Genomic DNA, 24,307 nt, shown 5'->3' with positions numbered 1-24,307 from the left:
TTGGCTTTTTGAAGAAAGATGTAAACATGTGCTATTGCATGAAGAAAAGTGTAATAGCACATATATAAAACCCTACCTACCGTCTTTTTTTACTACCATACAGGAAAATCAATAGCAATTAATGCTATAGGAAATTATGCGCTTAATTTGATAGGCTGGCAAAATTTATTTAAATATAAAACTCAGTTAAAGGTATAAAAATGCTGGATTCTTTTAGTATTAAAAAAAATATAAAGAATGAAGTTAATGAATACGTTGATAGTTTTATTTCTTTTTATGATGCCTATAAAAAGAAATTTTTAGAAAATATTAATAGTAGTAACAAAGAACTTCGTACAGCTATTGAAAGTGGCGATTTTGATATAGTACTTCGTGCAGCTGTTAACATCGGAGATCTTGATATAGTAAATTCGCTCCTGAAAATTTATGCGGTGCAAGATAACATTGCATCTAATCGCAATGAAGTGCTTTATTTGGCCGCTCAAAATGGCAATCTTGCTATCGTCAATCGGCTGCTAGAGTTTTATGCTGTTAGAAGTATAATTGCGATCGATAATAACAAAGTTTTTCGTGCGGCTGCTCAGAACGGCCATATGAATGTGTGCATTCGTCTTCTAGATTTTTCAGACGTACAAGATCTAGTGTTAATTTCTGATGATGCTGCAGATAAGAATTTTCGTTCTATAATTCAAGAGCGTAAAGAATCGAGACGTGCTATAGCAGAAAAGCCGGGTAACAGACCAATAAGTGTTAATTATTTAGTAAAGTCTTTTAAAGATCAATTGATTACTCATGATAGTCAAGGCATATTGCCAAAATTAAAAAGCTTGAGTGATGCCGAATTAAAAAATCTTCACGAATTATTAGGTAAGTTTTTAGACAACGATGAGTCCGTACAAGAATCGTTATCCGCCATACTCTCACTAAGTAATCAAGAAGTAGAAGCTTTTATAAAAAGCAGAAAAGATTTTTATGGTGAATCACGTTTCTTGGCTTTGAGAGATTTTTCTTATCACGAGCATATTTATAAAGATGCAGCAGAACTGATAAACACTTTGGCAAAGCATCCTCAACTTGCTTTTGCAGATAAAATTTATTATCTTGTTAGCCAGCCAGCCAGCCAGCCAGCCAGCCAGCCAGCCAGCCAGCCAGCCAGCCAGCCAGCCAGCCAGCCAGCCAGCCAGCCAGCCAGCCAGCCAGCCAGCCAGCCAGTGTGTGGGAGATCCAAAAAAAAATATCTATAACTAAAGACCGTAGCCTACGGTTAAGTATTAATTACTTAGTAAAGTGTTTTAAAGAACAACTGATTACAAGTGGTACAGGCATATTGCCTAAATTAAAAAGATTGAGCGTTGTCGAATTAAGAAATCTTCAAGAACTGCTAGATAAGTTTTCAGATCAGGATGAGTCTTTACAAAAATCGTTGTCTATCATGCTATCACTAGACAGCAGAGACGTAGAGAATTTCATTGAAAACAGAATAAAATTTTATGGTAAGTCACACTTCTTGGCTTTGAGAAATTTTTCTTATCACGGGCGTATTTATGAAAATGCAACAGAACTGATAAATACGTTGGCAGATCGTCCTCAAATTGCTTTTCTACATGAAATTTATTGCTTTGCCAGTATGGGAAGTAATCTGAAAACAATCTCAATAACTCAAAGCCGCAGCATTGCCACAGGCCTATCAGATACAAGTAACATGTTACACATACTCGATGATTTAGAGCGAGCATGCCAAAAACAAAAGAATGATGAAATTTATGATTGCTTGAGATTTTTAGTCTATCGAAAAGATGTTGAAATTAATTATGAATTTTTTTGTACTGCGATTTTGTATGGCGATATTAATATGGTACGTCATCTTTTATCTTCTAATGTGGTCAAAAATAATATTGTTGAAGATGTTAATAATACTGCGTTCCGTTTGGCCTGTCAGAATGGCTCTCTTGATCTGGTCAATCTCTTGTTGGAAATTAACTCTATTAAAAATCGTGTTTCAATAGATGATAATTTAGCCTTATGTTTGGCTGCTAAAAATGGTTGTCTTGATGTGGTTGTTCGTCTTTTAGAGTTTCCATCAGTACGTGGTGCACTACTAGATAGGGCTTTTTATTGGGCTGCAGAAAATGGTCATTTTGATGTGGTTAATCTTTTTTTAGAATTTGAAGAAATAAATGATGATATTTATATTATCAAAAATGCTTTCCATAGAGCAATTATCTGTGAGCGCCTTGCTGTTGTAGATCGCCTTTTGAAAATTGACAAATTGCAGAGAATTGTTTATGAAAATGGTAATTATGCTCTTCATCTGGCTGCTGAAAAAGTCGCGTTTCTTGTGATTTCTCGTCTTTTGGAATTTGAAACGGTGCGAGACAAAATTGCTGACAAAGATAATGAAATTTTTCGAATAGTTGCACAATATAAAAAATGTGACAAATACAAAAAGCTTGCATCAATTGATCTTCTTTTAGAGATTGATGCTGTAAGAAATAAAATCGCAAACAATCATAACGAAATTATTCGTCAGGCATATTTGAATAATTTTTCTGATGTTGTTGAGCGTCTTTTAAGGGTTGATGCGGTACGAGCAGCGATATTGGATGCAGATAATGTCGTTGAAGACCTTCGTGCAATGGCGCAAGACAAAGAAAATTCACAACGCTTATTGAACCTGCAAGAACAAGGTATCGTGCATGCACTAGAGAAGCTTTACCCTTATCTGGATGAAAAAAAATCATTAAATGATTTGAAAGCGTATCTTACCGGCCGTCTTGCGAAGAAAAAATTAAAATTGGAGCTAGACAAAAAAGATAGAAAATTAACGAAGCGTCAGCTCTTAAATATAGAACATCAGGCCTGGCGCTATTTGTTTGCAGGTTCTAAGAATAAATGGATATCTCCTAATGCAAAATTTGTAGAAGGAACATCAAAGGCAAGGCAAACCTCAATCACCCCTGAAGATTGGCGTTTGTTAGCGCTGATTTGGCATGCTCTAAATGATGAAAATATTGAGCTGAGCAATGATAATATGAATTTGATAGAAAAAGGAGTAACCACTAAAGAGGAGGTTTGTAATAACCAAAAAGAAACCTTCATAAAAACATTGGCTCTCTTAAATAGAGCACATAACTTTGATGATAATGAAGTAGATAATAAAGGATATGATGAACCAAGTTGCAATACAGGTGTAAGACGACGTTTACTAGATACAATGATTGGTTTAGCTATAGCAGAGAAGCCGGAGACAAGACCGATAGGGGTTAATTATTTGTTAAATCGTTTTAAAGAGCAGCTCATTACTAATGATGGTCAAGGTATATTACCAAGATTAAAAAATTTAAGTAATGTAGAACTGGAAAATCTCAAGTTGCTCTTAGATAAATTGGTTCTTGATAGAGATGAGTCTGCGCAAAAAGAATTGTTAGATATGCTGTCGCTAAGAAATGAGGAAATAGATATTTTTATTAAAGAAACAAAAAAATATTATGGTGAATTACGATTTTTGTCTTTAAGAAAGCTGTCTTATCAAGATCAGATCTATGAGGATGCAGGGCAGATGATAGAAACATGGGCAAGTAATCTGCATATTAGTTTTGCCCAAGAGATTTATGAGCTTATGAATCAAGTAAAAATTTTAAAAAAAGCTAACAATGAAATAGGAACTGATATAGACGTGGCCATGATTAAGAATAATATTTTGCAATTTAGCCAAACTGAATCAAGCAATTCGCGTAACCCTGCTCCTTTCACAGAGCGTTTTGGTGATATGCAGTTAGATTCTGAAGGATTTGATGACTTAGCACCACCTAAGAAAAAGAAAAAATTGAGTTAAAATTTTAGATAAAAATTCAAAAGTCATCTGGATGCCAGCCTTCGCTGGCATGACATGTTTTTTTATTTTTTCAGTACAAAAACTTTCTGGAAACGCTTCAGCTTAATAAACGGCTTTTAAGTCTTATTACTTGGACAAGATAAATTTATTGCTGATTATTGGCTAAACGGATCCCATGAAGAACGAGATCGGGAATAATGGCATTAAAAACTGTTTCACCTTCAAATAAATGACTGAAACCGCCAGTACCGATAACACAAGGAGGCTTTTTATTAAATACGGTTCTTGTAGCTTGAAAAATTTGCTCTTTGATTGTACCTAACTGTCCATAGTACAAGCCAGATTGGATGGCATGATAGGTGGATTGGCCAACCACTTGTTCTGGCTTGGCGATACTCACCGATTTTAATTTTGAGGTGCCTTCTTGTAATGCATTCATGCACAATGAAAATCCTGGAAAAATAGCGCCTCCCAGATAGGATTTGTCCTCTGTAATACAGCAAAAAGTCGTTGCTGTTCCTAGGCTAACAACCATGATATTTTGATTGGGGAATTGAGAGCAAGCAGCAATTGCATTGGCAATGCGATCAGCGCCCACTTCCAGTGGATTATGATATTTTATCTTGAGGCCAGTTTTGACGCCTGCTTTTAAAATAAAGGGATCACAATTTAAATATTTTATACATCCTGCACGAATGGAGTAATCCAGCTCAGGCACCACAGAGGCTAAGGCTACTTGCTTAATACTTTGAGGGTCAAAGTTATGCTCTCTTAATAATCCTCTTATAAAGACGCCAAATTGATCAGAGGTAAAGCTATGTCGGCTATCATAACGAAATTTTAAAACCAAGCTTTGGTTATCAAATAACCCAGCGAAAATTTGTGAATTGCCGACATCTAAACATAAAAGCATCTTTGAACATTCCTCTCAGCTTCGCTTATACCCTTCACAAATGAATCTTAGCCCTAAAGGGCGCAATGTCGGCGTTGTTGGCTTCGCGCATCTCACAATACATCACTCCTATTGCTCGTACACTCGCCGCCTAACCACAGAATCATCTGTTGTGGGTATATCAAAATTATCTATTAATCTTACAGACTGTATTTTAACCGCACCAAAGCGATATTGACCATAGTCTTCTACATAATCTACTACAAACCCCAAGTTTGATAGTTGACCAATAATTTCTTCGAGGGCTTTATTGCTTTGTAGAATTGCAGGGAACCTAGAAGCTAACAGTTTGTTTTCTATAGATAAGAATTGATTACGAGAGCTTAAAGCAAGACCAGAGGCATCCCGAATAGTAGGGCACGGGATAATCTCTATATCCAAAAATAAGACTTTTACCATATCTTGAATTAAGAGTAATTGCTGTCTATCTTTCTCACCAAAATATGCTTTATGTGGCTTAATCAGATTAAATAATTTGAGTACGACAGTGAGTACCCCATCGAAGTGACCTGGCCTATGTTGACCTTCTAATTGAGCACTAAAGGCATTTTCTGTGACTTTATATCGATATTTGTCAGGGTACATCATGTCTGTATTAGGGAAAAAAACATAATCAACACCTAAATCTTTAGCTATATCAAGATCGGCCTCTAAAGTCTTTGGATAACGACTCAAATCATTGGCATCATTAAATTGGGTGGGGTTAACAAATATGCTTAAAATAGTTGTGCTATTTTCATGGATGCTTCTTTTTAACAAAGAAGCATGTCCTGCATGCAAATTTCCCATAGTGGGGACAAAGCCGATGCTTTCATTTTGCAGTGTTTCTCTAATTTTTTTCCATTCATGGATGGAGTCAATGATTTGCATATTTTTTACTTCTTTTTGTAGATAGTTAATAACTGTGTTGAGCAGAGGGAAAAGCACCAGACTTAACTTCCGCACTGTATTGATCAATTGCTTCTTTTAACAAATCGAAGCCATTTAAGTATTTTCTTAAAAATTTAGGCTGAAATTCAGGATCCATTCCAAGCAAATCTTGTAAAACTAATACTTGTCCATCTACTTTATTACCGGCACCGATGCCGATAGTGGGTATACTTAATTCTTGAGTAATGCGATCTGCCAAATTTTCTGGCACGCACTCTAAAACAAGGGCACAGCATCCCGCATCTTCTAGTATTTTTGCCTCTGTGAGCAGTGTATTTGCTTTTGCATCTTCACTACCTTGTACTTTATGGCCACCCAATTGATGAATTGACTGTGGGGTGAGGCCAATATGTCCGATCACGGATACCCCAGACTGAACGATATGCTTAATGGCTTCTTCATTACCCAGACCACCTTCAAGTTTGACTGCATGGCTGCCACTTTGCATGAGTCTTTCAACAGCAAGCATCGTTTGATCGAGTGATTTTCGATAGGATAAGAAGGGCATATCTCCCACAATTAATTTATGGGGTGCTCCTTTAGCAACCGCTTGTACATGTAAGCACATTAGCTCAACAGTTGTGGGTACAGTGGTTGTATATCCATGCATAACCATTGCTAATGAATCGCCAACCAAAATCATATCAACTTGAGTGTTTGCAATGATTTTTGCGCTCCAAAAATCGTAGCAAGTTACCATCGTAATTTTGTTATTTCTTAATTTGGCATTTTTGAGTTCAGTGATTTTCATGACAAGGTATCTTCCGTTGTATAGTTTGGGTGTATGTTTTGAAAAGCGCTTGCAAAGGCTTGGTAAATAGGCTGAAAAGGGTCATTGTCTAAAGCATTCATATTAGACTCAATCGTCGTCTTATCTTGCCTTATCAATGGTCCTGTTAAGGCTGCGTAGGGATTATTGCAGATGTTTTGAAAAATAATATTTAAATAAGGTTTTGCGTCTTTTTCTAAAATGTTAAATTTTTCTTTTAGTTCTTGAAAATATTTTTTCCATAAAATACAGCTAAAATTCCCACTCATTACGCATAAGCTGTGATAAAAAGGCTTTAAATTTTTAGGTATTTTATAATGTTGATTGGGGATCCCGGGAAGGAGATTTTCAAAATCAGAACCTTCTTGCTCTATAATGAAAGGAAAGGATTGATATTGTTCTTGTGTATATAGTTCAGTACCAAATGTCATCAATGGATGCGCGCTATAGCATCCCTCAATAACAAGGCTACCTGAAAAATGTATAATTTTACTATTGTATCTCAGTGAATGCGCTTCAATAAAATCAGGAATAGCCCCATCACTGATTAAAAGACATAGCCTGTCGCAAGACAGTAATGTGCTTTGAAGCTTTTCTTGAGTGATTTCTGCACGAGAGAGCTGAGTGTGAGGAATGGCAAGTAGTTTTAAGTAATGTGCAAAATGTGTAGCCATTTTGCCTGCGCCAATGATGGCATATCGTGGTACTTGTCTCATGGATCAAGTCCTATATTAGTTTTTAGGTTAGTTGGTTAAAGTTGTCGATGCTTTCTTAATTTGATAAGTCATCGCGAGGGTCAATTTACACAATCAAAGATGGTTTTGTAAAGTTTATGCTGTATATCGAAGCTCTTGTAAAGAAATAATTCTGTTTTAAAAATCAGAAGACCGGCATTTTAAAAGTGGTATTATCAAAGTTCAGTCGGAAAAAAAATAATTAAAGGATTAAAAATGGGTAACTGTCTAACTATGTTCAAAAACAAAACAAAATCTGCGATTGATACGGATAAGGATGGCACTATTAGCGCAGAAGAAGCCATAGCAGCAGGCCAAACAATAGTCGATGCAGGAAAGAAAGGGGCAGAATTACTAGGAAAAGTAGGTGTTGAATTGCCCGGGGCGCAGCCTGAGCATGAAGAAACCACGCACAAAAAGCATAAGAAGAAAAGATAATCATTATAGTTTTTTATTTTTAAACAATCCCTTACTTACTAAAATCAGTAGGGGATTTTTGATGTTTGTCGAACAACTTACGACATCTAGCTCAAATTAAGCAGGGGCTTGTTTTAGGTATAAAATTCTTCCACTATCTCTTAAGCGATTCATTTTCATCTGAATTAATTGCAATTACACTGTAAATCTAGTCTTGGTAATTAGTTAGACATGATGTTAAAATCATTTCCCTTTTAAGTAGCAAGCTAACAACTTAATGCCTAATATTTACCTTACAGAATTTTCCAGCCTAAGATCCATGAACATAGCCTTTGGTTCGGCTTTAATACAAACCTTAGAAAAATATATTGTAGATAAATTTCCCACTGATAAGATAGATTCTCAAGATGAAAAAGTAATATCAAATTCTGAACTAAGAAACGTACTTGAAGAATTTATTAAGCACATGCGTACCGCTCAAATTGGTAAGATTGTAAATAAGTATGCTTTTAAAGTAGCACTTCCTGAAGATTTAAAAGAAGTGATAAATGTTGCCATACTTGTGGAACAAGCAGTATTTTGTGCGCCATCTGTTTTAGTCTCAGATGCAGAGAATATTGTTGCATCAGAAGGCTACAGTCCTAAAGTGGTTTACCAACAAGTTGCACGATTAGAGCGTGCAATTATTAATAATGAAGTAGCAGACAGACATTTATTTGAAGTAAGACCCAAAATAAAAGAATGGATTACGCTTTTGTATGAGAAATTTGCTTATTTGATTTTTGATGCAAGCAATGTAATAACCACAAAGCAATATGCCGCAATTATTTTACAAACAGAAAATTTAGAACTACTAAAACAATATGCCGAACTTATATTGTCAAGGCATAGTGCTTATGATTTGCATCAAGCGATTAATTATATATTAGACCCATTGCATCGCGAAGCGTTATTAACAAATCCTCATGTCAATCATATCATTGCTGTAGAAAACGTAGCGATATTAGATAATCTATCCAAGTTGATTTTAGCCGAACGAGACATTACGCATTTAAAAAAAATAGCCACCATTATCAGTGAAACTGCTGATATCTCTAGCTTACATACAGTAGCGGGCAATCTTCAAAAATTGGATCCGCTTGCTGAAATGAACCGGACAATTGAAGAAGATTTTGACGAAAAAACTGCTCAAACTTTGCCTCTATTATTAAGGTTTCGTGAGGAAGTCAATGGGCAATTAGATTTTTTTGGAAATAATGACTTTTTTGAAGGATTCTATAGCAAAACCAATCCTGCTGAGCAGTATCAATTTGTAATGGATTTTTACGAAAATGTTATAAAAAAGCGAAAAAATCTTGAGCCAGAATTAAGAGCAACGACTCTTCACTTGATTCATTTTATGATTGATAAAACTTACGAAACATGTGAGTCAAAAAAGCTAGAATTAATGAGCGAGAAGACAGCAACCGTAGATGCGGTATTCACGGAAATATATAAATGGGCAAGTAAACAGTGGCGCCCTCTTAAAGACACAGATCTCTGTGCTGCATTAGCCGAAAAACTAAGAAAAGATGAAGAAACATTTGAGTGTTGGCAAAAAGTACGTGATATTGAAGATGGTGTTCCTGTCGATAGCCGCACCACCCCAATGTATCAGCTATATGCCATGCGAAACTGTGTAGGCGATACAAAGATGGATCCCAGAGAAAGATTGGCAGTATTAACTACCCCTAAAAAGAAGCGTAGAGAATATCAGCCTAGTAATAGTATGCCATCATCTTCTCTTATAGAGTTACTCTGTGATGAGAATGTGAATGATGAGGAAACAGAAAATAATCTGTTAACAATACCTCCGTTGGCTGGCGAAAAGGCAGAGGTTAGGATAGGCGCCGAAACGTGCGCCTCTATTGAATTAGATGCAGAGTATTATAATGATAATGCCGGAACTTCTAGTAGCCCTAAGAAAAAAGGATTTTGATTTTTGATAAAATTAGAAACGGAAAGGCGGTATACAACCGCCTGATTTTTTAATCCCACATTACATCATTTTAAAACACTTTTAATCTTACACGTTCATAGTCTGCTTGGATTTGAGCTTTATAAAAATGTGGTAAATTTTCATTTGAAAGAGCTAGTTCATACCATTGAAGAGAAAGTTTAAAATTGTCTCTTTTTTCATATATATTTCCCAGCATATGTTGCGCTATATAATTATTTTGTTCGCCTGCTATTTTTTCCAGCTCCCGCACTATGCAAATTGATGTTTTAATTTCTGTCTTTCCAAGACAATTTGAAGATATTTCCACAAAATCATCTAATTTTTTTGACAAATCTAGCAAGGCATCATTGTCTGAATACTGAGACAAGTCTTTATTTTTTTGTGTGTTATCGATTGTGACAATCATTGCTTTATTTTTTGCGGAAGAAGCATGTTGCTCAGATGCTGAGCAATTCAAAACGAGACATGCCAATAGCCCAAAAAACAGCGGCTTGCTATAAACCATTTAAATTTCCTATGTAGTTATTTTGCTTAGTACAGTGCGAGTAATTAATCATTTAATGAATGATATCAAATTATTTTTATAAAGCTATGATTTGCTATAGTACAGGCTTGCCCCAATCCTTATAACGCAAAGAAAACGAAATACAGGTTATGAAGGCTGCCTAAAAGATCATGATAATAGGGAGAGAAGGGACGTAAGATCTTTAGGCCAATTGTGCTCGATGATGGTTTTAATGAGTATATATTGATAAAATCATGTATTAGTCCGACCAACAGTATCGCACGGCAGTATTTCTACCGTTATAATGCCATGATATTGAATATACGCTCTATTATGGTGTTTTTATGCTTAACATGTTTTTTAAGCCTTTTTATTGGTTTTTGGGTTCAAGTGAAGAGGAGCAAACTACCGTTTCCCCCCAACATAACCATAAAAAACGCCCTCATTCGATACTCAACCAAAAAGAAAAAGCACATCATAAACGTCCAAAAACAAGAAAAGCTGAAGTTATCGATTTATCAATCGATGACTCAAGTGAAGATGAAGAAGCTGAGGCAGCATCCTCTCCATCTGCTTTAGAATTCATTTGCGATAAAGAAAATGGGCTAAGCTTTAGTTGTCCTTCTTCAAACTTACTTCATGAACAGAATCTTGCAAAACTTAAGGATAAATATTCAAGAGATAGCACGATTCAGTCTGTTGATCCCAAAGCAGAAGAGCGTTTACGTTTTAAAAAAACAGATATAGAGCCAGAAGAGCTTTGGATGTCTAGTATTTTAATTCGTAAATTTGCACAAAAATTGGAGCAGATTCATACTGATTTTAAATTTATAGATTATGGCTTAACCATTATACCGTTTCTGCAAGATTTACAATCTGGGTCAGAAACACCAGAAGCCCTAGAAGAAACACAAGACGAAGGTTTTGTGCAAATTCCGCTTAAGCAAATACTGAAGAAAGCAGCAGAGCAGCTGAAAGGGAAGAAACATGTCGCTATTTCTGTCAATGATGGATCACATTATTATAGCTTGCTAGCAGATTTGACAGATTTAGAATACATTAAGATCTATGGGAGCGATAGCTTAGATATGTTGCAACATCATGCAGAATATCTCAAAAATACTTCCACATATTTTTCAAAATTACATCCTGAAGCAATAATCGCATATGAATCTTTCAAAATGCCAAATCAGCAGAATATCTATGATTGTGGCGTGTCTCTATGTGCATTAATGGAAAAACATGCTCGAGGAGAATTTAACTTAAATATATTTGAAGCATTTAGCAAACAAGAATTTTTTAATTACAGTCCATATCGTCAACACATTGCTGAAGTTTTAACAATCGACGAAGCTGCACCAGAAGACAGCGATAGCTCAAATGCCGCAAAACATAAAAAGAGACATGCCAAGAAATAGCTGACAAATTAGTTGGCCGGCTATTTTTGAGGCGATCTCAAGATGCATAGTATAAGTGTACTATGCAATTCAGGGTCTAATTTGTAAGGTTACTGCTTCCTTAGTTACAGGCATCACGATTCTTACACGACCATGACCCGCGTTTACCACCATTTCAGATTTAACCAAGCCATATTCTTCCAAAGTATTAACATCTCTGGTAACAGCCGCGCGATTACGATGCAATGCTTTAACCAGCTCGGAAATTGATTGCGGTTTATCACGAATGAGATCAATAAGATCAAATTTATTTTCAGATAAGAATTTTAATAGGCCAACGCATACCTGGTTACCCCCCAGTTTTGTCTGCCCAAACTTTGCGTGTAAGAACACTATTACACTTCTTTCTAGCAAAGTAACATAGTTATTATCAATAAAATGAAGCAATATTAAGCGCTTTATAACAGTATATGCACATCTTGGTTGCAAACATGAAAGTACAATAGAGCGCCAATATTATGCATTTTGTCTGTTATTGTTGGATCAGAACAATTATTAATGAAAAAATAATTGTTTCTTTAATGGATAAAAACATGATTAGTAAAAAAATAGTAGCTAAATATGGGACTGTGATGAGCAAATGTATGAAGAAAAATATACATTATAAAACGCTTATCCAACGACGAATGGAAAAAATATTTGGCTCATCATTTATGGCAACCAGCCCAGTATCTCCCCCCCTTTCTTTTTTAATTGGAAAAAATAAAGTGAAAGGACTCTAAAGAAAATTTATTTTTTCTTCTTTGGGTTGGCTGCTCTTATAGCCACACTGTAAGCTTTATTTGCCCAATCACGCATTTCTCCAATATTGTCTAAGGTTTCTTCGGGCGCTTGAAAATAGCCTAATTTAAAAATTTTACCTTGTTTTTGATATGAAAAGGCTTCAAGCCCTCTTTCTGTAAAATCTGTTTCAGTCGCTTTGTCTGCTTTTAAGTAAAGTACACTATTAGCAATTAAGCCAAACATTAAACCATCCAGAAAAATGCCATAGCCCCCAAACATTTTTTTTGAATAAACAGGCCCAATGGATTGCATAAGATCTACGACATACATTGCATATTCTTTTTCAGTATTTGAAACGGCCATATTAGTCACCTAGCTTTTGAGACTATTCGAAGCATTAAATTATCTTATAAATTTATACTATCATACAATGTGAAGGTTACAGCGTTAGCCTGTTTTTTGACTAAATTACTTTGGCTTGTGAAGTATTAGATGCAGTCTGTACTATACAAGTGCGTACAGAGGATATTATGAGCATTATTTCAAATACCATCATTGCATTTAGTATGTCGATGGATGCTTTTGCGGTTGCTATAGGCAAAGGGATTAGTTTGCATAAACCAAGCTTGGGTTACGCAATGCGAATTGGTTTGATCTTTGGAATAGTTGAAACTGTTTCTCCCATTATTGGATGGAGCATTGGGCTGATGGCCGGTGGATTTATTTCTTCCATCGATCATTGGATTGCATTTACTATTTTATCACTGATTGGTGCTAAGATGATTTATGAGGGCTTTCACAAGACAGAAATTGAGCTCAAGCAAGAACATAAGATAAGTGTTCTGATTCTAACAGCTATAGGCACCAGTATAGACTCTATGGCCGTAGGTGCCACACTCGCGTTGTTGGAAGCCAATATTTGGCTAATGGCCAGTATCATTGGTACAGCAACATTTTGTATGAGTACTCTTGGCATTATGATGGGACATTATCTTGGCACAAAAGCCGGTAAAATTGCTGAAGTGCTGGGAGGTTTATCCTTGATTTTAATTGGCACAAAGATATTATTTGAACATCTTAATCTTCCTTCTGTTTAAGTAAATAATTATTTAAGCTCAAATATTTTTTCATCGTGCTATCTTATTTCAATCCCCTTCGTTTCGACGGTTGTGGTGGTTCCAAATCAGATGCAATTGTATTAACAGATGAAGATTTGAAGAATTGAAATGGTAAAAAACAACGTCGATGATGTTCTTCTGAATGATGCTTTCTGGATAAATCTTTAAGTGATGATTTTTCTGAGTTACGTTGAGCGTGATCTGAAAGACTTTTGATGAGCTTAGAAAATTCTGACAAATTACCATTTTTCTCTATATGTACTTTCAATTCAGTAATAAAATCTCTTCTTTTGTCGTCATTCAATAATACATACATCTCAGTAATATTTGATACTGAAAAAGGTGTTGATTTTAGTTGTATAATAGCAGTTTGTATAATTTGTTCTTGAAACTCTTGTTGTATGTTATTCGTAGTGGGATATAATACATGCATTAAATATCCCAGATAAATTTCTTTCTTTCCAATATCTGTATTGCCAGAATTATAAATACTATCATAAATAGATTTGATCTCGGATAAAATATGCGTTGTATCTATTCCAAGTTGTTCTGCACGTTGCATCATTCTAGATAGTTCATTCATTTTATTTTGTACATGTGCGCCTGTTTGCCAACTGTTAGAATCGTCTAAGTTATTAAGCGCTTGCTGAATAGTGGCCCACTTTCCATTAAGTTGTTTGTTAAGAATAACGATATTCGTTTCTCGATATTTTGGATGTTTATCAGGATTTAACATGGGATCATACACATGATTGAGTATATAATTTTTCAACCGGATATAGCCAGACATAGGATGATTAATTGCTTTCCAAACCACTGCGCTTAAAACATTTGTAAATCGTCTTCTAGATTTGTGAGTAAACAACTCATCTAAGTTATCAAGTTCTTTAATCTTCTTATCATTTTGCCCCGCTAAAATCATTGCATGCGAAAGCAACGAGTAAGCCATCACACGTTTATAAATATAATCTTTAATTGCAGAATATTTAGGAGCGGTTTTATCTGTGTCTACATGTAAAATTTTAGTGGGTGGCGAAAAGGTACCAAATTTTGTCGCAAAATCAATTAATTGAGCTATCACAATGTTATTATTTTTTAAAACACCATGAAGTGTTTTACTGTCTTTAGGAAAACTTTTTTTAAGATCCTTTAAAGCTTGTTTGTTTTGTATTTCAGGCGCAATTTCATTGAGTATTTGGTTAAAATGAACATGCGCATTCTCTAAATTAGATTGCATTTCTTCTCTATGCTTTTCAAGTAAAAATGGCGGTTCAAAAGCAGATATTTCAACCATAAAGGGAAATTTAACAAGCATTTGCAGTGATATAGAACCTCCTAAGCTTTGTCCTACGCACTTAAGGCGTGCTGCCAACCAAAGTTTTTCATAATCCACAACACCTTGAGTATTTTTAAAATCATTCAAATGATTCTCTAGTAGATTTTTTAAATTATTTTTGAATTGTTCCTTAAACAATTTTTCAAATCGATCTTCAGATGCTTGAACAAAATTTTCTCCAATACTATTACCAGAAATGGTATCTGCATGTATCGTAATAGAAGGGCCTGAAGAAGTAGGTAATGGATTTGTTCCCATAAATACAACATGACCTTGTGTGTATTCTACTGCTGGTTGCGCTGGCCTCAGATATAATGCATGATAAGGCCCTCCTATTCCAGGGTTCATGTTAATGCGCTCTACCTGAGTCGCTTGTTGATGATAGTGGCCATTAACATCTTTAATGGGGATATTAACGGGATGTCCATCATTGGGTTCAGAAAAAGGTAAATAGCACATAGCACCAGAAATCATTAATTCGATCCGCTGCTTTCTGTCTTCTGTATTTTTTTGCCCTTTTAATACGAGTAAATTATTTATTTCTTGAAATATTTGTTGGGCGTTTAATGCAGGAGGGCCTTCTATACTTAAATGAATTGTTTTGCGTGCCGCTTTTGTGAATCCTAATATTTTTAAAATATAATCACAATTAGCATGATCTGATAATTTATCAAGGATATGGACATCATCGATTTTTGAGCCTTCTAGTAATTTAAGCGCTACAAAATAATCATCTAATATCCGCTGTAATCCACGCTGAAAAGCTTGCATTGTCACATCTTTATAGCCACGGTGTGTATGATCAGTGGCAATCCCTTTGGCTATTTTTAGAGCGGATGAGCGAGAACTCTTTAAGCCTTTAAAACCTGCTTTATGTCCCCCTGCTCCCATTAACATTTCAAGTGCTGACATGACAGTCTTATTAATTGCCTCAATATCTTGTGATTCTTTATCATTAGGCATAGTCAATCCACCATTTTTATAATACTTGCTTTATATAGATTCTAATTGATTTTAGGTAGCGCATTAAAAAATTAATCTGGATAGCATAATTGTAGGCGCTCTCTTAATTTATTGAAAAATATTGAAGTATATGCACGAAAATAATGCTTGCAATATTCAATATCTAAGGTAGTATCCTAACCCTTGATTAGAAAGCTATTTTAAAGGTAAATCTTCTTATGGCACAGCTAAATTTTAGTTCTTCTTCATTCGCGCAAGAAATACAAGAAAATATTCAAAATGTTGTTAAACATTTTCATTTTGAAAAACCTGAAGAATTTGATATAGCTGCACATTTACTCACAGAAATTTGTGAACACAAACAAATCATCACATCCACTCCTGCAATAAATAATAAATTGTATGAAGACATCAAAAAAATAGAAGATATGCTAAATGACTATGATATGTATATCTCACTTCAATATATAAAAAATTATCCTGTAAAATTTATAGAAACTGATTTTGATACAGATGATGAGACAGTAAAAGAAGAAAAAATATCTACTTTATTGTCTGATTTAGAAGAGGCAACAGATGCAGATATTGAGAAAGCTTTTCAAGATCTTATCCTCACAGAAACTGCAGATCAAGCAACCTACTTGAGCAAAATAGGTTTAGAGATCAAAAACGCTCGTATTCAAGAAAGAGCGATAATAACGGCAAATGCTGACGCTACGCGTGAAACACTCAGAAATGCATTACCACCTGCGCCTGGCTCAGAGCGTTGCACTCTTACAGAAAAGTTTGCAGAAATACTGGGAGGCACACTTCGCTATCAAGAGGTGATTGAAAAATTATCCGAAACATCAGGACTTATAAATTGCGCTGATATTCAAGGAAAAATTGATGGTAATTATATAGATGCATATGGTTTAAAATGGTCTTTTACGCTTCATCATCAAGATGGCTCAAAAAATAATCTTGTGGTTCTGATCTCTAATGATCAGAGCATTGCACCAGATAATGAAAATCCTCATCATATAATAACTGCCGAACAAGCAATATGTACTTTTCTTTATGCAAATTTTAATTATGCTTGTGGTCCACATGCTATTAGCACATCTAGCGTTTGTGACTTATTGCATACAATCATTCGCCAGCGCGCAGATGTCGCATTTGCTTATGCTTATGCCATAACTTGTGATAAAACAGAAGTTTTCAATTCATTGCTTTCTGATTTTTTTGAACAAGCTTTATCAAGAGAGAAGATGATTGAAAGAATCAATACAAACACAAGAGCCGAGGCACCAGTTATCTCTATTGAACAATTGCGTCAGCGTATGTTTAATGATGGCTCTTTAGAATGGGAAAATATAAGGCAGCCGCAAGGATTGTTATTTAATTTTCCACGACAAAATTCACAAAATGCTAGTTTGAATTCGTCATTTGATCTTGAAAATAGCCCTAATCTTTCATCAATCGAACCGCTTGTAGATGATAGTGATGAGGAATCCTTAGACAATAATGCACCTCAAAACCTTTCTATGCCTGTTTACACAAGAGAAAGCCCAAGAAGAAGTACTCGAATGCGGCGTGCCCCCAATCGTTATCAATAAATTTTTCTTCAAAATCATTTACTAAAGAATAAAAAAATGCCTCTACTGATGTAGATGCGGCATGTGAGTCATGTATGGCTAATCTTAGACATAGTATAATTCTACTGATAGAATTAGGATTATAACGATTTTTTATGTTTCTTTAATATCCAGCCTAGAATAAAACCAATTATCAATGCAATACTACAGAACATCAGAAGTCTTTCTTTCGCCTCATTTAAAATAGCATTATCAAAGAGATTCGCTGAAAAATGCAGACTTGTAATTTTCCACTGTTCATCTTGCTTTATTAGACTTGTGGTCCATCTACCATCAATATGCATAGATTTTCCATTAATAAATACTAAATCATTTGCAATCTGACCATAAGCAATGGCTGTATTATTAGGGTATACTTTTGCCTCTTCTGTTTCTTTAGCTGTTGTTCTTATGCTTTTTAAGACTGGATTATCACCTGTTAACATTTTTTCCATGCATTTTTTAATGGCAGGAATGCCTGTTGCGTATTCGCCATCATAGAAGGTAACAACAGCCTCTTTAGAGAGATATTGATCAAAATTATTAAGTGAGCCATCATTTAAATCTTTTACTATTTGAGTCAACATGATTTTCATTTTACGACGATCATCTGCATATTCATTTGCAAAGCTCATTGAGGTAAATAACAAGTTAATCAGCAAAACCAAAAAAACATAAGTTTTCATGCAGTAATCACTTTTGGTGGTAATAGGAGATCTATTATAAATAGTATTAATATCCACTTTGTGTTGTAGTAATGCAACTATCTATTTTCATAAGGCAAAATCTTTTATTCCTATAAAATAGTTGCAAAGATGTTTAATGATTATATGCATTCATAAGCCGTTAAAGCTTAAAGCAACTCAATATTCCAAGATAAGATCAACACAAAGAGGCTTTTTTGAGGCAGCTTCTAGTGTCAATAACGTCTATGCCAATAGCTGTGGTATTGGGAGTAATGATCTGGGCTTCTGTGTTGATAATAATATCTAAAAGGATCTCTAGGCGCGCTATAATCATACTCATAATAATATGAATTATAAGGTGATACAGAAGAACGATATTCATAATGCCTGTATCTATTATTATAATATGGATGAACATATCTCCTTTCAGTTACAATGTAACTTGAAACGGGCTGATAATAATCAACGCTAGATGTTCTATAATAATTGCTTTTTGTGCTAAGCGCCTCACAACCACTTATTACCACTGTCGCACCTAATACAAAAAGTAGTTTTGGAATTTTCATATCGGTTACCACCTTAAATAAATTTTTGCTAGTTCGACAAACACAACTGAATAAAAGTTCCAGTACCCTTCCTGATATGCATCTAAATATATGTTTATTAAAATAAAATATTTTACAAAATTATTAGTGACATATCACAATTGACTAAAACAAATAGGACAGCCATATTTTTGATAGTAAATCAACTTTTATTGGCTGTCCTATAATTTAAAAACCATAATTGATGTGATAAAATTATGTATTTCGTAGTTGCATAATCCAAGAGAGAAAAATTTATGTTAATTGCTTGCTATTAGCAAAAAATGTCTGAAGAGGAAAAAATGCAATTGGAAAATAAGCGTAGACAACGTCAGAATGATCTAATGCGAATAAGCTTTAATATTTTAAATCAGTATGCAAGACATTAAGCAGATCAGTATGCGCAAGTGCACTTAGCAGAACAGCTTTCCGCAGAAAGCACAACATATAAAGAAAGAACAGTATTAAAGGCTTGAGAGTAAAACTCAAGCTTGAATAGTGACACTAAGCAGCAAAAATAATGGAATTATAATTAAAATCATACCACATATTGTTTACTGTGCTTGAGTTCATAAGCATAGTAGCACCATAACCAATGCCAAAACCTGTTATTCCACCAATGGCGACACTCGTAACTATTTGTAATGCAGCACCAGATGCGCAAAATATACCACCTAACCCTGCCCCTACTACACCAGCAATAGCGCCACCAGCAATCGCTTCATTCTCATTCCAACTCTGGGCAATATAGCTATATAAGCCACCAGAAACTAAAGCGCTTTGATTTTTGTTCAATTCGTACATATATTTTCCTTTATTTACTTCACTAGAGAAAAAAATTGCATTTTAGCCAAATAATGCGTAGATTGATATTTTTTTACAGCTTAAGTACTATAAACTTTCTTCGCTTGTCTTATACCCTTTACGCTACGGTTATTAGCAAAATTGAGTAGTAAGATCTCACTACCTACTGCATGTGAAAAGCTTTTACCTAAATTTTTGACAAGAGAAATCCAATTTTGAGGTTCGAGTTGCAAGCGAGTTAAAATCGGGTCCAGACATTCAGGGATACTGCCCGCCTCTTTATCATCACGAATCATTCGTCCTGTGTAATCAACAAGTTCTAAATAATCAACCAGTTTAAAATCAATAGCATGAGAGTGATGCTCTGACATATGAACAAAAGGTACTAAAGATTTGGGTTGAGAAAGATTATTATATACATCAGCCTTTTCATGTTTTTGCTGTTTAATCGATTTTGGCTTATTGACCTTTAATTGCTTAGAAATATGCTGAATGCGTTCATAAATGGAAGTAAATTCAGATTCTTCAGGCGTATCTGTGATTCCAGCTCTCACCGGATTTAAATCCACATAAACCATAGCACTTAAAAGTGCTCCCTCATCTAATAAGGCTTGAGATTTAAAGCGTCCTTCCCAAAAGCGTCCTGCGGTATCATCTTCTTCGTTTACATCGCGCGCTATTCGTTCATTTAAACAACGCATAAACCAGCTGATGCTGGTGAGTCGCTCTTTCCAAAGTTGAATTTTTTGTTTTAAATGCTTATTTTCTTCGGCGTCTTTAGGAAAGATGGATGTCCAACGATTTATAATTTCTTTTTCATTCCAGGCTTGAGATTGTTGCTCATCGACATATAAAACAACATGATAATGATTGCTCATAATGGCATAGGCACAAATTTTAATGGCAAAAATATCTGATAGATATTTTAATCGATTGACTATCCATTCTTTTCTATGAGAATAATCGGTTTGGGTAAGCTTATCATAACCACAGAGAAAACTACGGCGTACACATCGATTCATGACATGATAATACGGTGTTGCATTTAAATCGATTTGTTCTGAGCGAGCTACTGTCATAACTTGAATCCCTTATTACTGAATGGAATTCTAGCTCAAAAATTTTAGGTAAAGCAACTTATTGTGGCTGTCCTATTTGATAGATCGGCTTCTTTTTCCTCTTGTAACATGTGTCGACGAACAGCGCGCTGGATAACAATCGCAGCATGTCTAATAAGCTCAGAGCGATTGCGCAAATTAAGCTCACCTACTTCCGTCCAAGATTGATCGCTAAGCATGATTCCCTGTTGAGCGTTAAAATCCTGGCCAAATACACATTCTGAAAGGTTGTTTTCTATTAATCCGAAATCAGATATTGCCCTTATCAAAAATTGCTGTACTTCTATTGGGTGAGAAAAAATAGAATCACCAAAATCAAACGATTGAAGTCGATTTTTAAGGACAGCCATAGAGACAAAAGGCCCGGAAATACATTCTACACTAGCTTTATAGAGTGCTTGCTTTAATCTTTCTAAAAACTGCATTGCAATCTGCTCATCTTTCAGATCTTTCATCTTACCGGGATATTTAGCCTCAATTTGTCTTCTTCTGTATTTCCCAATTAATATACAAAGCTCGTTGTCAGAAAAATCATCAATATTATTCTCGCCTAATATTTTAGGCAGTACTTTATGATAAAGCGTTTTAGACAGTATCTTAAAATCTAATTGTTGAATAAAATGGCGAAGCGCAAAGATTGAGTCATCTGCGCTATTTGTGCTAAAAGAATGTAAAATAATTTTTAATGGTAAATTACGTGTGTTTGGATTTTGAAAGCCAGAAATAACGGGAGAGAGCATTGCTAAAGTTGGCTGAGTATAGCGCTTGAGCATTTCTTTTTGTACAATTCTAATAATTTCGATACTGTCTGCCGACAATTGCGTTGTATTATCTTCATCGAAAGCAAAGGCTAAAAATTCATTATTAATGGTATACGCATTTAATGCATCGTCTTCAAATTCAAGTGTCGTTGGTAGTATAACCGGAGATTTAACATTGATAACAGGTTCAAGTTTTTGAAATTTTAATTCAACGTCAAAATCAGAATAAATGCCACAACATTGTATGAGACCAGGCAACCAGCGAATCAAATCTGAAGCGGCCGCCAGATTTCCACCTTGTTTTTTCACAGCATGTCTTATTTCTTGCATTGCGTGATGATAACTTTTTTTATCAAGTCTATGCGCAAGCAGCCTTAAAACATCGCTATCAACGTCAACTGCTTGAATATTGAGTTTTGCACAAAAGTCCTTCAATTCTGCAATAGCGAATTCACTTAAAATAGCTGAGCTATAAACAAAAGAAAAACGAATATCAGGATTATCGAGGCAGGCTCGAATAAATCTTAGCTTGTTTTCGTCATTTAGAAATTCATCAGGATTAGCGCTAAACCATATTTTATAATGCCGCTTGGTTTCTATCTTCCAAACGGGACCAGACTTTGACATAAATATTATTTAACCCTAAATTATGAGGATTTGAGCCTTTGACCATTATATGCTTCCTCTTATAAAATGCTGCACTGCAATCATCAAGCTTCTTCCTCCTTTTATCGCATAGCGCCATATAATTCTACTTAGTTTTATAACCTAATACTAAGGTCTGTAAAAATTAACCAATTGATATTTATATCAATATTTCAAAAAATAGTCTAAAAACCGATGAATGGTAGTGCATGTACGATAAGTGGCATGTTTCTATGCTGGCTTATGGTATACATTAGCCGTGTTATAAAAGCACATGAGGATTGCAAGATGGCAAAGAGACAACAATGCCGAAAGATCATGTGCGAAGACTATAATCCTTCTTAAGATATCCTGACAATACCGTAATCGATAACATAAAGCATATAAAATACCATCAAAATTAGACGAGATAAGCTATTCATGACCTCGTAACCTTTACGATTGTCATGAATATTTAAGCGAGATTAACATTTCGCCTTTTCTCTTATGGAGTTATGAAAAAAATGAGTAAAGAAGAAAGCAAAATAAAACAAGAAGATGAACCCATAGGCTTAAGTGCTTTAGCAAAACGCTTATATAAATTATACCGCCCTTATTTAGGCTTTGAGGCTAAAAATCGTAAAAGAACATTGTGGTTATCAGGCGTTGTTTTGGGTAATTTTCTGCTCGCTTTTGCATTAGTTTTTGTTAACGTCTCTTTGCAATCTATGATGGGATTACTCATGTTGCCAGGCGTTACCTACACTGCATTTTTCTATGCTGCAACTCAATTCCTGGTAGCGATTGTTGGTTATGGGGCAATTACAGCGATTGATGCTTGGATGGCAAGCGCTTTAGGCAGCTCATTGTCTCATGCGATTAATAAAAGCATTGAAAAAAGATGGATGAAAAGCAAAGCATATTATGGCTCAGCTCTATTACCAGGCAATAATACACAAACGCCCGCTAAAATTTTGAGTCAAGATAATGCTAAATTAAATGCAAAAGTAATGGAGCTATTTGACAATTTTCTAACAACAGTAAGTAATTTTGCAGTCGGTATTGTTGGGCTTTATATGTTATCAGCCCCTCTTGAAATTACCTTGTTTTCTCTTTCTTTTGCGCTACCCGGTTATCTTGTTGTGAGCACAGTATTATACGCTTTAGTTTATAATCACGTTATAAACAAAATGGGTGATACTTTAGAAAGCCTCCAGTCTCGCCAAGCAAGAATGGAAGCAAAAGTACAGGCGCAAGCGCATCATGTTAAAACATATGCCGAAGGTATTGCTTTCAAAAATGGAGGTAATTACGAGCATCACTCATTACTCAAAACCATTAAGCAAAGCAAAGTTGTTCAAAGTTCAGCCTCTAAAATACGAGCAATCTTAGGCTTTGCAACAAATTTACACGCGGAATTCACTTCCTTTTTTGCTATTTTACTTTGTGCACCTAATATTATTGCAAAAAAACTCGATTTTTCTAGCATCTTAGAAATTCCTTATCATTTTCAAAACGTAGTTAATTTTTTCACATGGAAAAGCGATAACTTTGATGAAGTAACTGAGTGCGCTGTTTCTTTAAAACGTATAGAAAAATTTAATGCCATGTTGGGCAATTGGGAAAAAATTCAAGAAGAAAATGCATCAAAGTTGCACTTCACAGAAGGCAGCAATACTGAAATTAGCATTAAAAATCTCAATCTCAAAAGACCTGATGGCTCCCCTATTTTAACTAATTTTTCAGTCAATATTCCCAAAGGGAAAGTCACACTATTACAAGGCGCATCAGGTAGTGGAAAAACCTCTATTCTACGTGCCGCAGCAGGACTTTCTCCTTATGCAAGTGGCGAGATCAGTGGCCTCACAAAGAAAACTCATTTTGTACCATCAACGCCTTACTTTCCATTGAATAAAAGCTTGTTGGCAGCTATTTTATACCCTCGCAAAGATAAAGCGACCCTTCAAGAAATTGCAAAAATCAAAGCGCTTATGAAAGAATTAAGCTTTAAAGATCAAACAATTAATGACTTAGAAGTTGTTAAAGATTGGAATGGACCACATTTAAGTGATGGCGAAAAACAAAGAGTAGAAATCATCTCTGCAATCATGAAGCAGCCAGATATACTTTTTATGGATGAGGCAACCTCTAGAGTCGATCATGATGCAAAAACAAATAATAAAGGCAAAATAGAACACTTGCTCAAAAATCATTTGCCAAATACAACCATTCTCTATACCGATCACAATCCAAGTAACGGCGATTTCTGTGATAATAAAGTACATCTTTCTAAGACGAAAACAAGAAAAGTCGCGTAATTACTAACCCTCCCTGGCTCGATTAACGCAATGCAAATAATCTTAGAATTTGCATTGC

At 35.1% G+C, this 24,307-nt stretch carries 21 protein-coding genes; 9 read left to right on the top strand and 12 right to left on the bottom strand.

The annotated features are described in order from the left end of the window. Positions 1–200: 200 nt before the first annotated feature. The gene (locus CC99x_RS06210; RefSeq protein ID WP_057622611.1) at positions 201–1,244 is read left to right on the top strand and encodes an ankyrin repeat domain-containing protein; all 1,044 of its coding nucleotides are present in this window, start codon (positions 201–203) and stop codon (positions 1,242–1,244) included. Between the two features lie 188 nt (positions 1,245–1,432). After that, the gene (locus tag CC99x_RS06205; protein WP_320416227.1) at positions 1,433–3,835 is read left to right on the top strand and encodes an ankyrin repeat domain-containing protein; all 2,403 of its coding nucleotides are present in this window, start codon (positions 1,433–1,435) and stop codon (positions 3,833–3,835) included. Between the two features lie 145 nt (positions 3,836–3,980). Here CC99x_RS06205 and CC99x_RS06200 read toward each other — a convergent pair whose 3' ends face one another. The 4 genes from CC99x_RS06200 to CC99x_RS06185 form a co-directional block, all read right to left on the bottom strand. After that, complete coding sequence (locus tag CC99x_RS06200; protein WP_057622615.1) at positions 3,981–4,748, bottom strand: type III pantothenate kinase; 768 nt, start codon at positions 4,746–4,748, stop codon at positions 3,981–3,983. Positions 4,749–4,856: 108 nt separating this feature from the next. Further along, the gene (gene panC / locus CC99x_RS06195; RefSeq protein WP_057622616.1) at positions 4,857–5,657 is read right to left on the bottom strand and encodes a pantoate--beta-alanine ligase; all 801 of its coding nucleotides are present in this window, start codon (positions 5,655–5,657) and stop codon (positions 4,857–4,859) included. A 25-nt stretch (positions 5,658–5,682) separates the two neighbouring features. Further along, a complete protein-coding gene (gene panB, locus CC99x_RS06190) occupies positions 5,683–6,468 on the bottom strand; it encodes a 3-methyl-2-oxobutanoate hydroxymethyltransferase (RefSeq protein ID WP_057622618.1) in 786 nt (261 codons plus the stop codon). Beyond that, positions 6,465–7,202 (bottom strand): DUF2520 domain-containing protein, encoded by a 738-nt coding sequence (locus CC99x_RS06185; protein ID WP_057622620.1) that lies wholly within the window; start codon positions 7,200–7,202, stop codon positions 6,465–6,467. Before CC99x_RS06185 ends, panB begins: the two co-directional genes overlap by 4 nt. Before the next feature lie 234 nt (positions 7,203–7,436). Here CC99x_RS06185 and CC99x_RS06180 point away from each other — a divergent pair, with 234 nt between their 5' ends. Next, a complete protein-coding gene (locus CC99x_RS06180; protein ID WP_141651857.1) occupies positions 7,437–7,658 on the top strand; it encodes a hypothetical protein in 222 nt (73 codons plus the stop codon). 256 nt (positions 7,659–7,914) lie between these two features. Further along, positions 7,915–9,615: a hypothetical protein gene (locus tag CC99x_RS06175; protein ID WP_057622623.1), complete on the top strand. Its 1,701-nt coding sequence runs from the start codon at positions 7,915–7,917 to the stop codon at positions 9,613–9,615. 70 nt (positions 9,616–9,685) lie between these two features. Here the strand turns inward: CC99x_RS06175 and CC99x_RS06170 are convergent, their stop codons facing one another. Next, positions 9,686–10,141, bottom strand: a complete 456-nt coding sequence (locus tag CC99x_RS06170; RefSeq protein WP_057622625.1) for a hypothetical protein — start codon at positions 10,139–10,141, stop codon at positions 9,686–9,688. 344 nt (positions 10,142–10,485) lie between these two features. Here CC99x_RS06170 and CC99x_RS06165 point away from each other — a divergent pair, with 344 nt between their 5' ends. Next, positions 10,486–11,559 carry a hypothetical protein gene (locus tag CC99x_RS06165; RefSeq protein ID WP_057622626.1) on the top strand — a complete coding sequence of 358 codons (1,074 nt, stop codon included), beginning with the start codon at positions 10,486–10,488 and terminating at the stop codon, positions 11,557–11,559. Between the two features lie 69 nt (positions 11,560–11,628). Here the strand turns inward: CC99x_RS06165 and CC99x_RS06160 are convergent, their stop codons facing one another. Next, the gene (locus CC99x_RS06160) at positions 11,629–11,931 is read right to left on the bottom strand and encodes an HVO_A0114 family putative DNA-binding protein (RefSeq protein WP_057622629.1); all 303 of its coding nucleotides are present in this window, start codon (positions 11,929–11,931) and stop codon (positions 11,629–11,631) included. 200 nt (positions 11,932–12,131) lie between these two features. Between CC99x_RS06160 and CC99x_RS06155 the strand changes: the two genes are divergently transcribed. After that, positions 12,132–12,320, top strand: a complete 189-nt coding sequence (locus tag CC99x_RS06155; protein ID WP_057622631.1) for a hypothetical protein — start codon at positions 12,132–12,134, stop codon at positions 12,318–12,320. Between the two features lie 7 nt (positions 12,321–12,327). Here the strand turns inward: CC99x_RS06155 and CC99x_RS06150 are convergent, their stop codons facing one another. Further along, a complete protein-coding gene (locus CC99x_RS06150) occupies positions 12,328–12,684 on the bottom strand; it encodes a TfoX/Sxy family protein (protein ID WP_057622632.1) in 357 nt (118 codons plus the stop codon). Between the two features lie 167 nt (positions 12,685–12,851). Here CC99x_RS06150 and CC99x_RS06145 point away from each other — a divergent pair, with 167 nt between their 5' ends. Further along, complete coding sequence (locus tag CC99x_RS06145; RefSeq protein WP_057622635.1) at positions 12,852–13,418, top strand: manganese efflux pump MntP; 567 nt, start codon at positions 12,852–12,854, stop codon at positions 13,416–13,418. A gap of 43 nt (positions 13,419–13,461) precedes the next feature. Here CC99x_RS06145 and CC99x_RS06140 read toward each other — a convergent pair whose 3' ends face one another. Continuing rightward, positions 13,462–15,738: a hypothetical protein gene (locus CC99x_RS06140; RefSeq protein ID WP_057622637.1), complete on the bottom strand. Its 2,277-nt coding sequence runs from the start codon at positions 15,736–15,738 to the stop codon at positions 13,462–13,464. A gap of 218 nt (positions 15,739–15,956) precedes the next feature. On the opposite strand from CC99x_RS06140, the gene CC99x_RS06135 reads away from it, so the two are divergent. Then, positions 15,957–17,336, top strand: coding sequence for a hypothetical protein (locus CC99x_RS06135; RefSeq protein WP_057622639.1), 1,380 nt, complete (start codon positions 15,957–15,959; stop codon positions 17,334–17,336). A gap of 119 nt (positions 17,337–17,455) precedes the next feature. On the opposite strand, the gene CC99x_RS06130 is transcribed toward CC99x_RS06135, so the two are convergent. The 4 genes from CC99x_RS06130 to CC99x_RS06115 all read right to left on the bottom strand — a co-directional run bounded on the left by CC99x_RS06130 (position 17,456) and on the right by CC99x_RS06115 (position 21,934). Then, on the bottom strand, positions 17,456–18,040 hold the full coding sequence (locus CC99x_RS06130; protein ID WP_057622640.1) for a YybH family protein: 585 nt from the start codon (positions 18,038–18,040) through the stop codon (positions 17,456–17,458). A gap of 1,088 nt (positions 18,041–19,128) precedes the next feature. Beyond that, on the bottom strand, positions 19,129–19,428 hold the full coding sequence (locus tag CC99x_RS06125; RefSeq protein WP_057622645.1) for a hypothetical protein: 300 nt from the start codon (positions 19,426–19,428) through the stop codon (positions 19,129–19,131). Between the two features lie 80 nt (positions 19,429–19,508). Beyond that, positions 19,509–20,507 carry a hypothetical protein gene (locus CC99x_RS06120; protein WP_057622647.1) on the bottom strand — a complete coding sequence of 333 codons (999 nt, stop codon included), beginning with the start codon at positions 20,505–20,507 and terminating at the stop codon, positions 19,509–19,511. 44 nt (positions 20,508–20,551) lie between these two features. After that, on the bottom strand, positions 20,552–21,934 hold the full coding sequence (locus tag CC99x_RS06115; protein WP_057622649.1) for a glycosyltransferase family 88 protein: 1,383 nt from the start codon (positions 21,932–21,934) through the stop codon (positions 20,552–20,554). A gap of 521 nt (positions 21,935–22,455) precedes the next feature. Between CC99x_RS06115 and CC99x_RS06110 the strand changes: the two genes are divergently transcribed. Further along, complete coding sequence (locus CC99x_RS06110) at positions 22,456–24,249, top strand: ATP-binding cassette domain-containing protein (RefSeq protein WP_158003178.1); 1,794 nt, start codon at positions 22,456–22,458, stop codon at positions 24,247–24,249. Positions 24,250–24,307: the final 58 nt, after the last annotated feature.

This window comes from Candidatus Berkiella cookevillensis (assembly GCF_001431315.2).
Taxonomy (GTDB): domain Bacteria; phylum Pseudomonadota; class Gammaproteobacteria; order Berkiellales; family Berkiellaceae; genus Berkiella_A; species Berkiella_A cookevillensis.
Note: the sequence above shows the minus strand (reverse complement) of the source record. Positions and strands in the feature narration are given on the sequence as shown.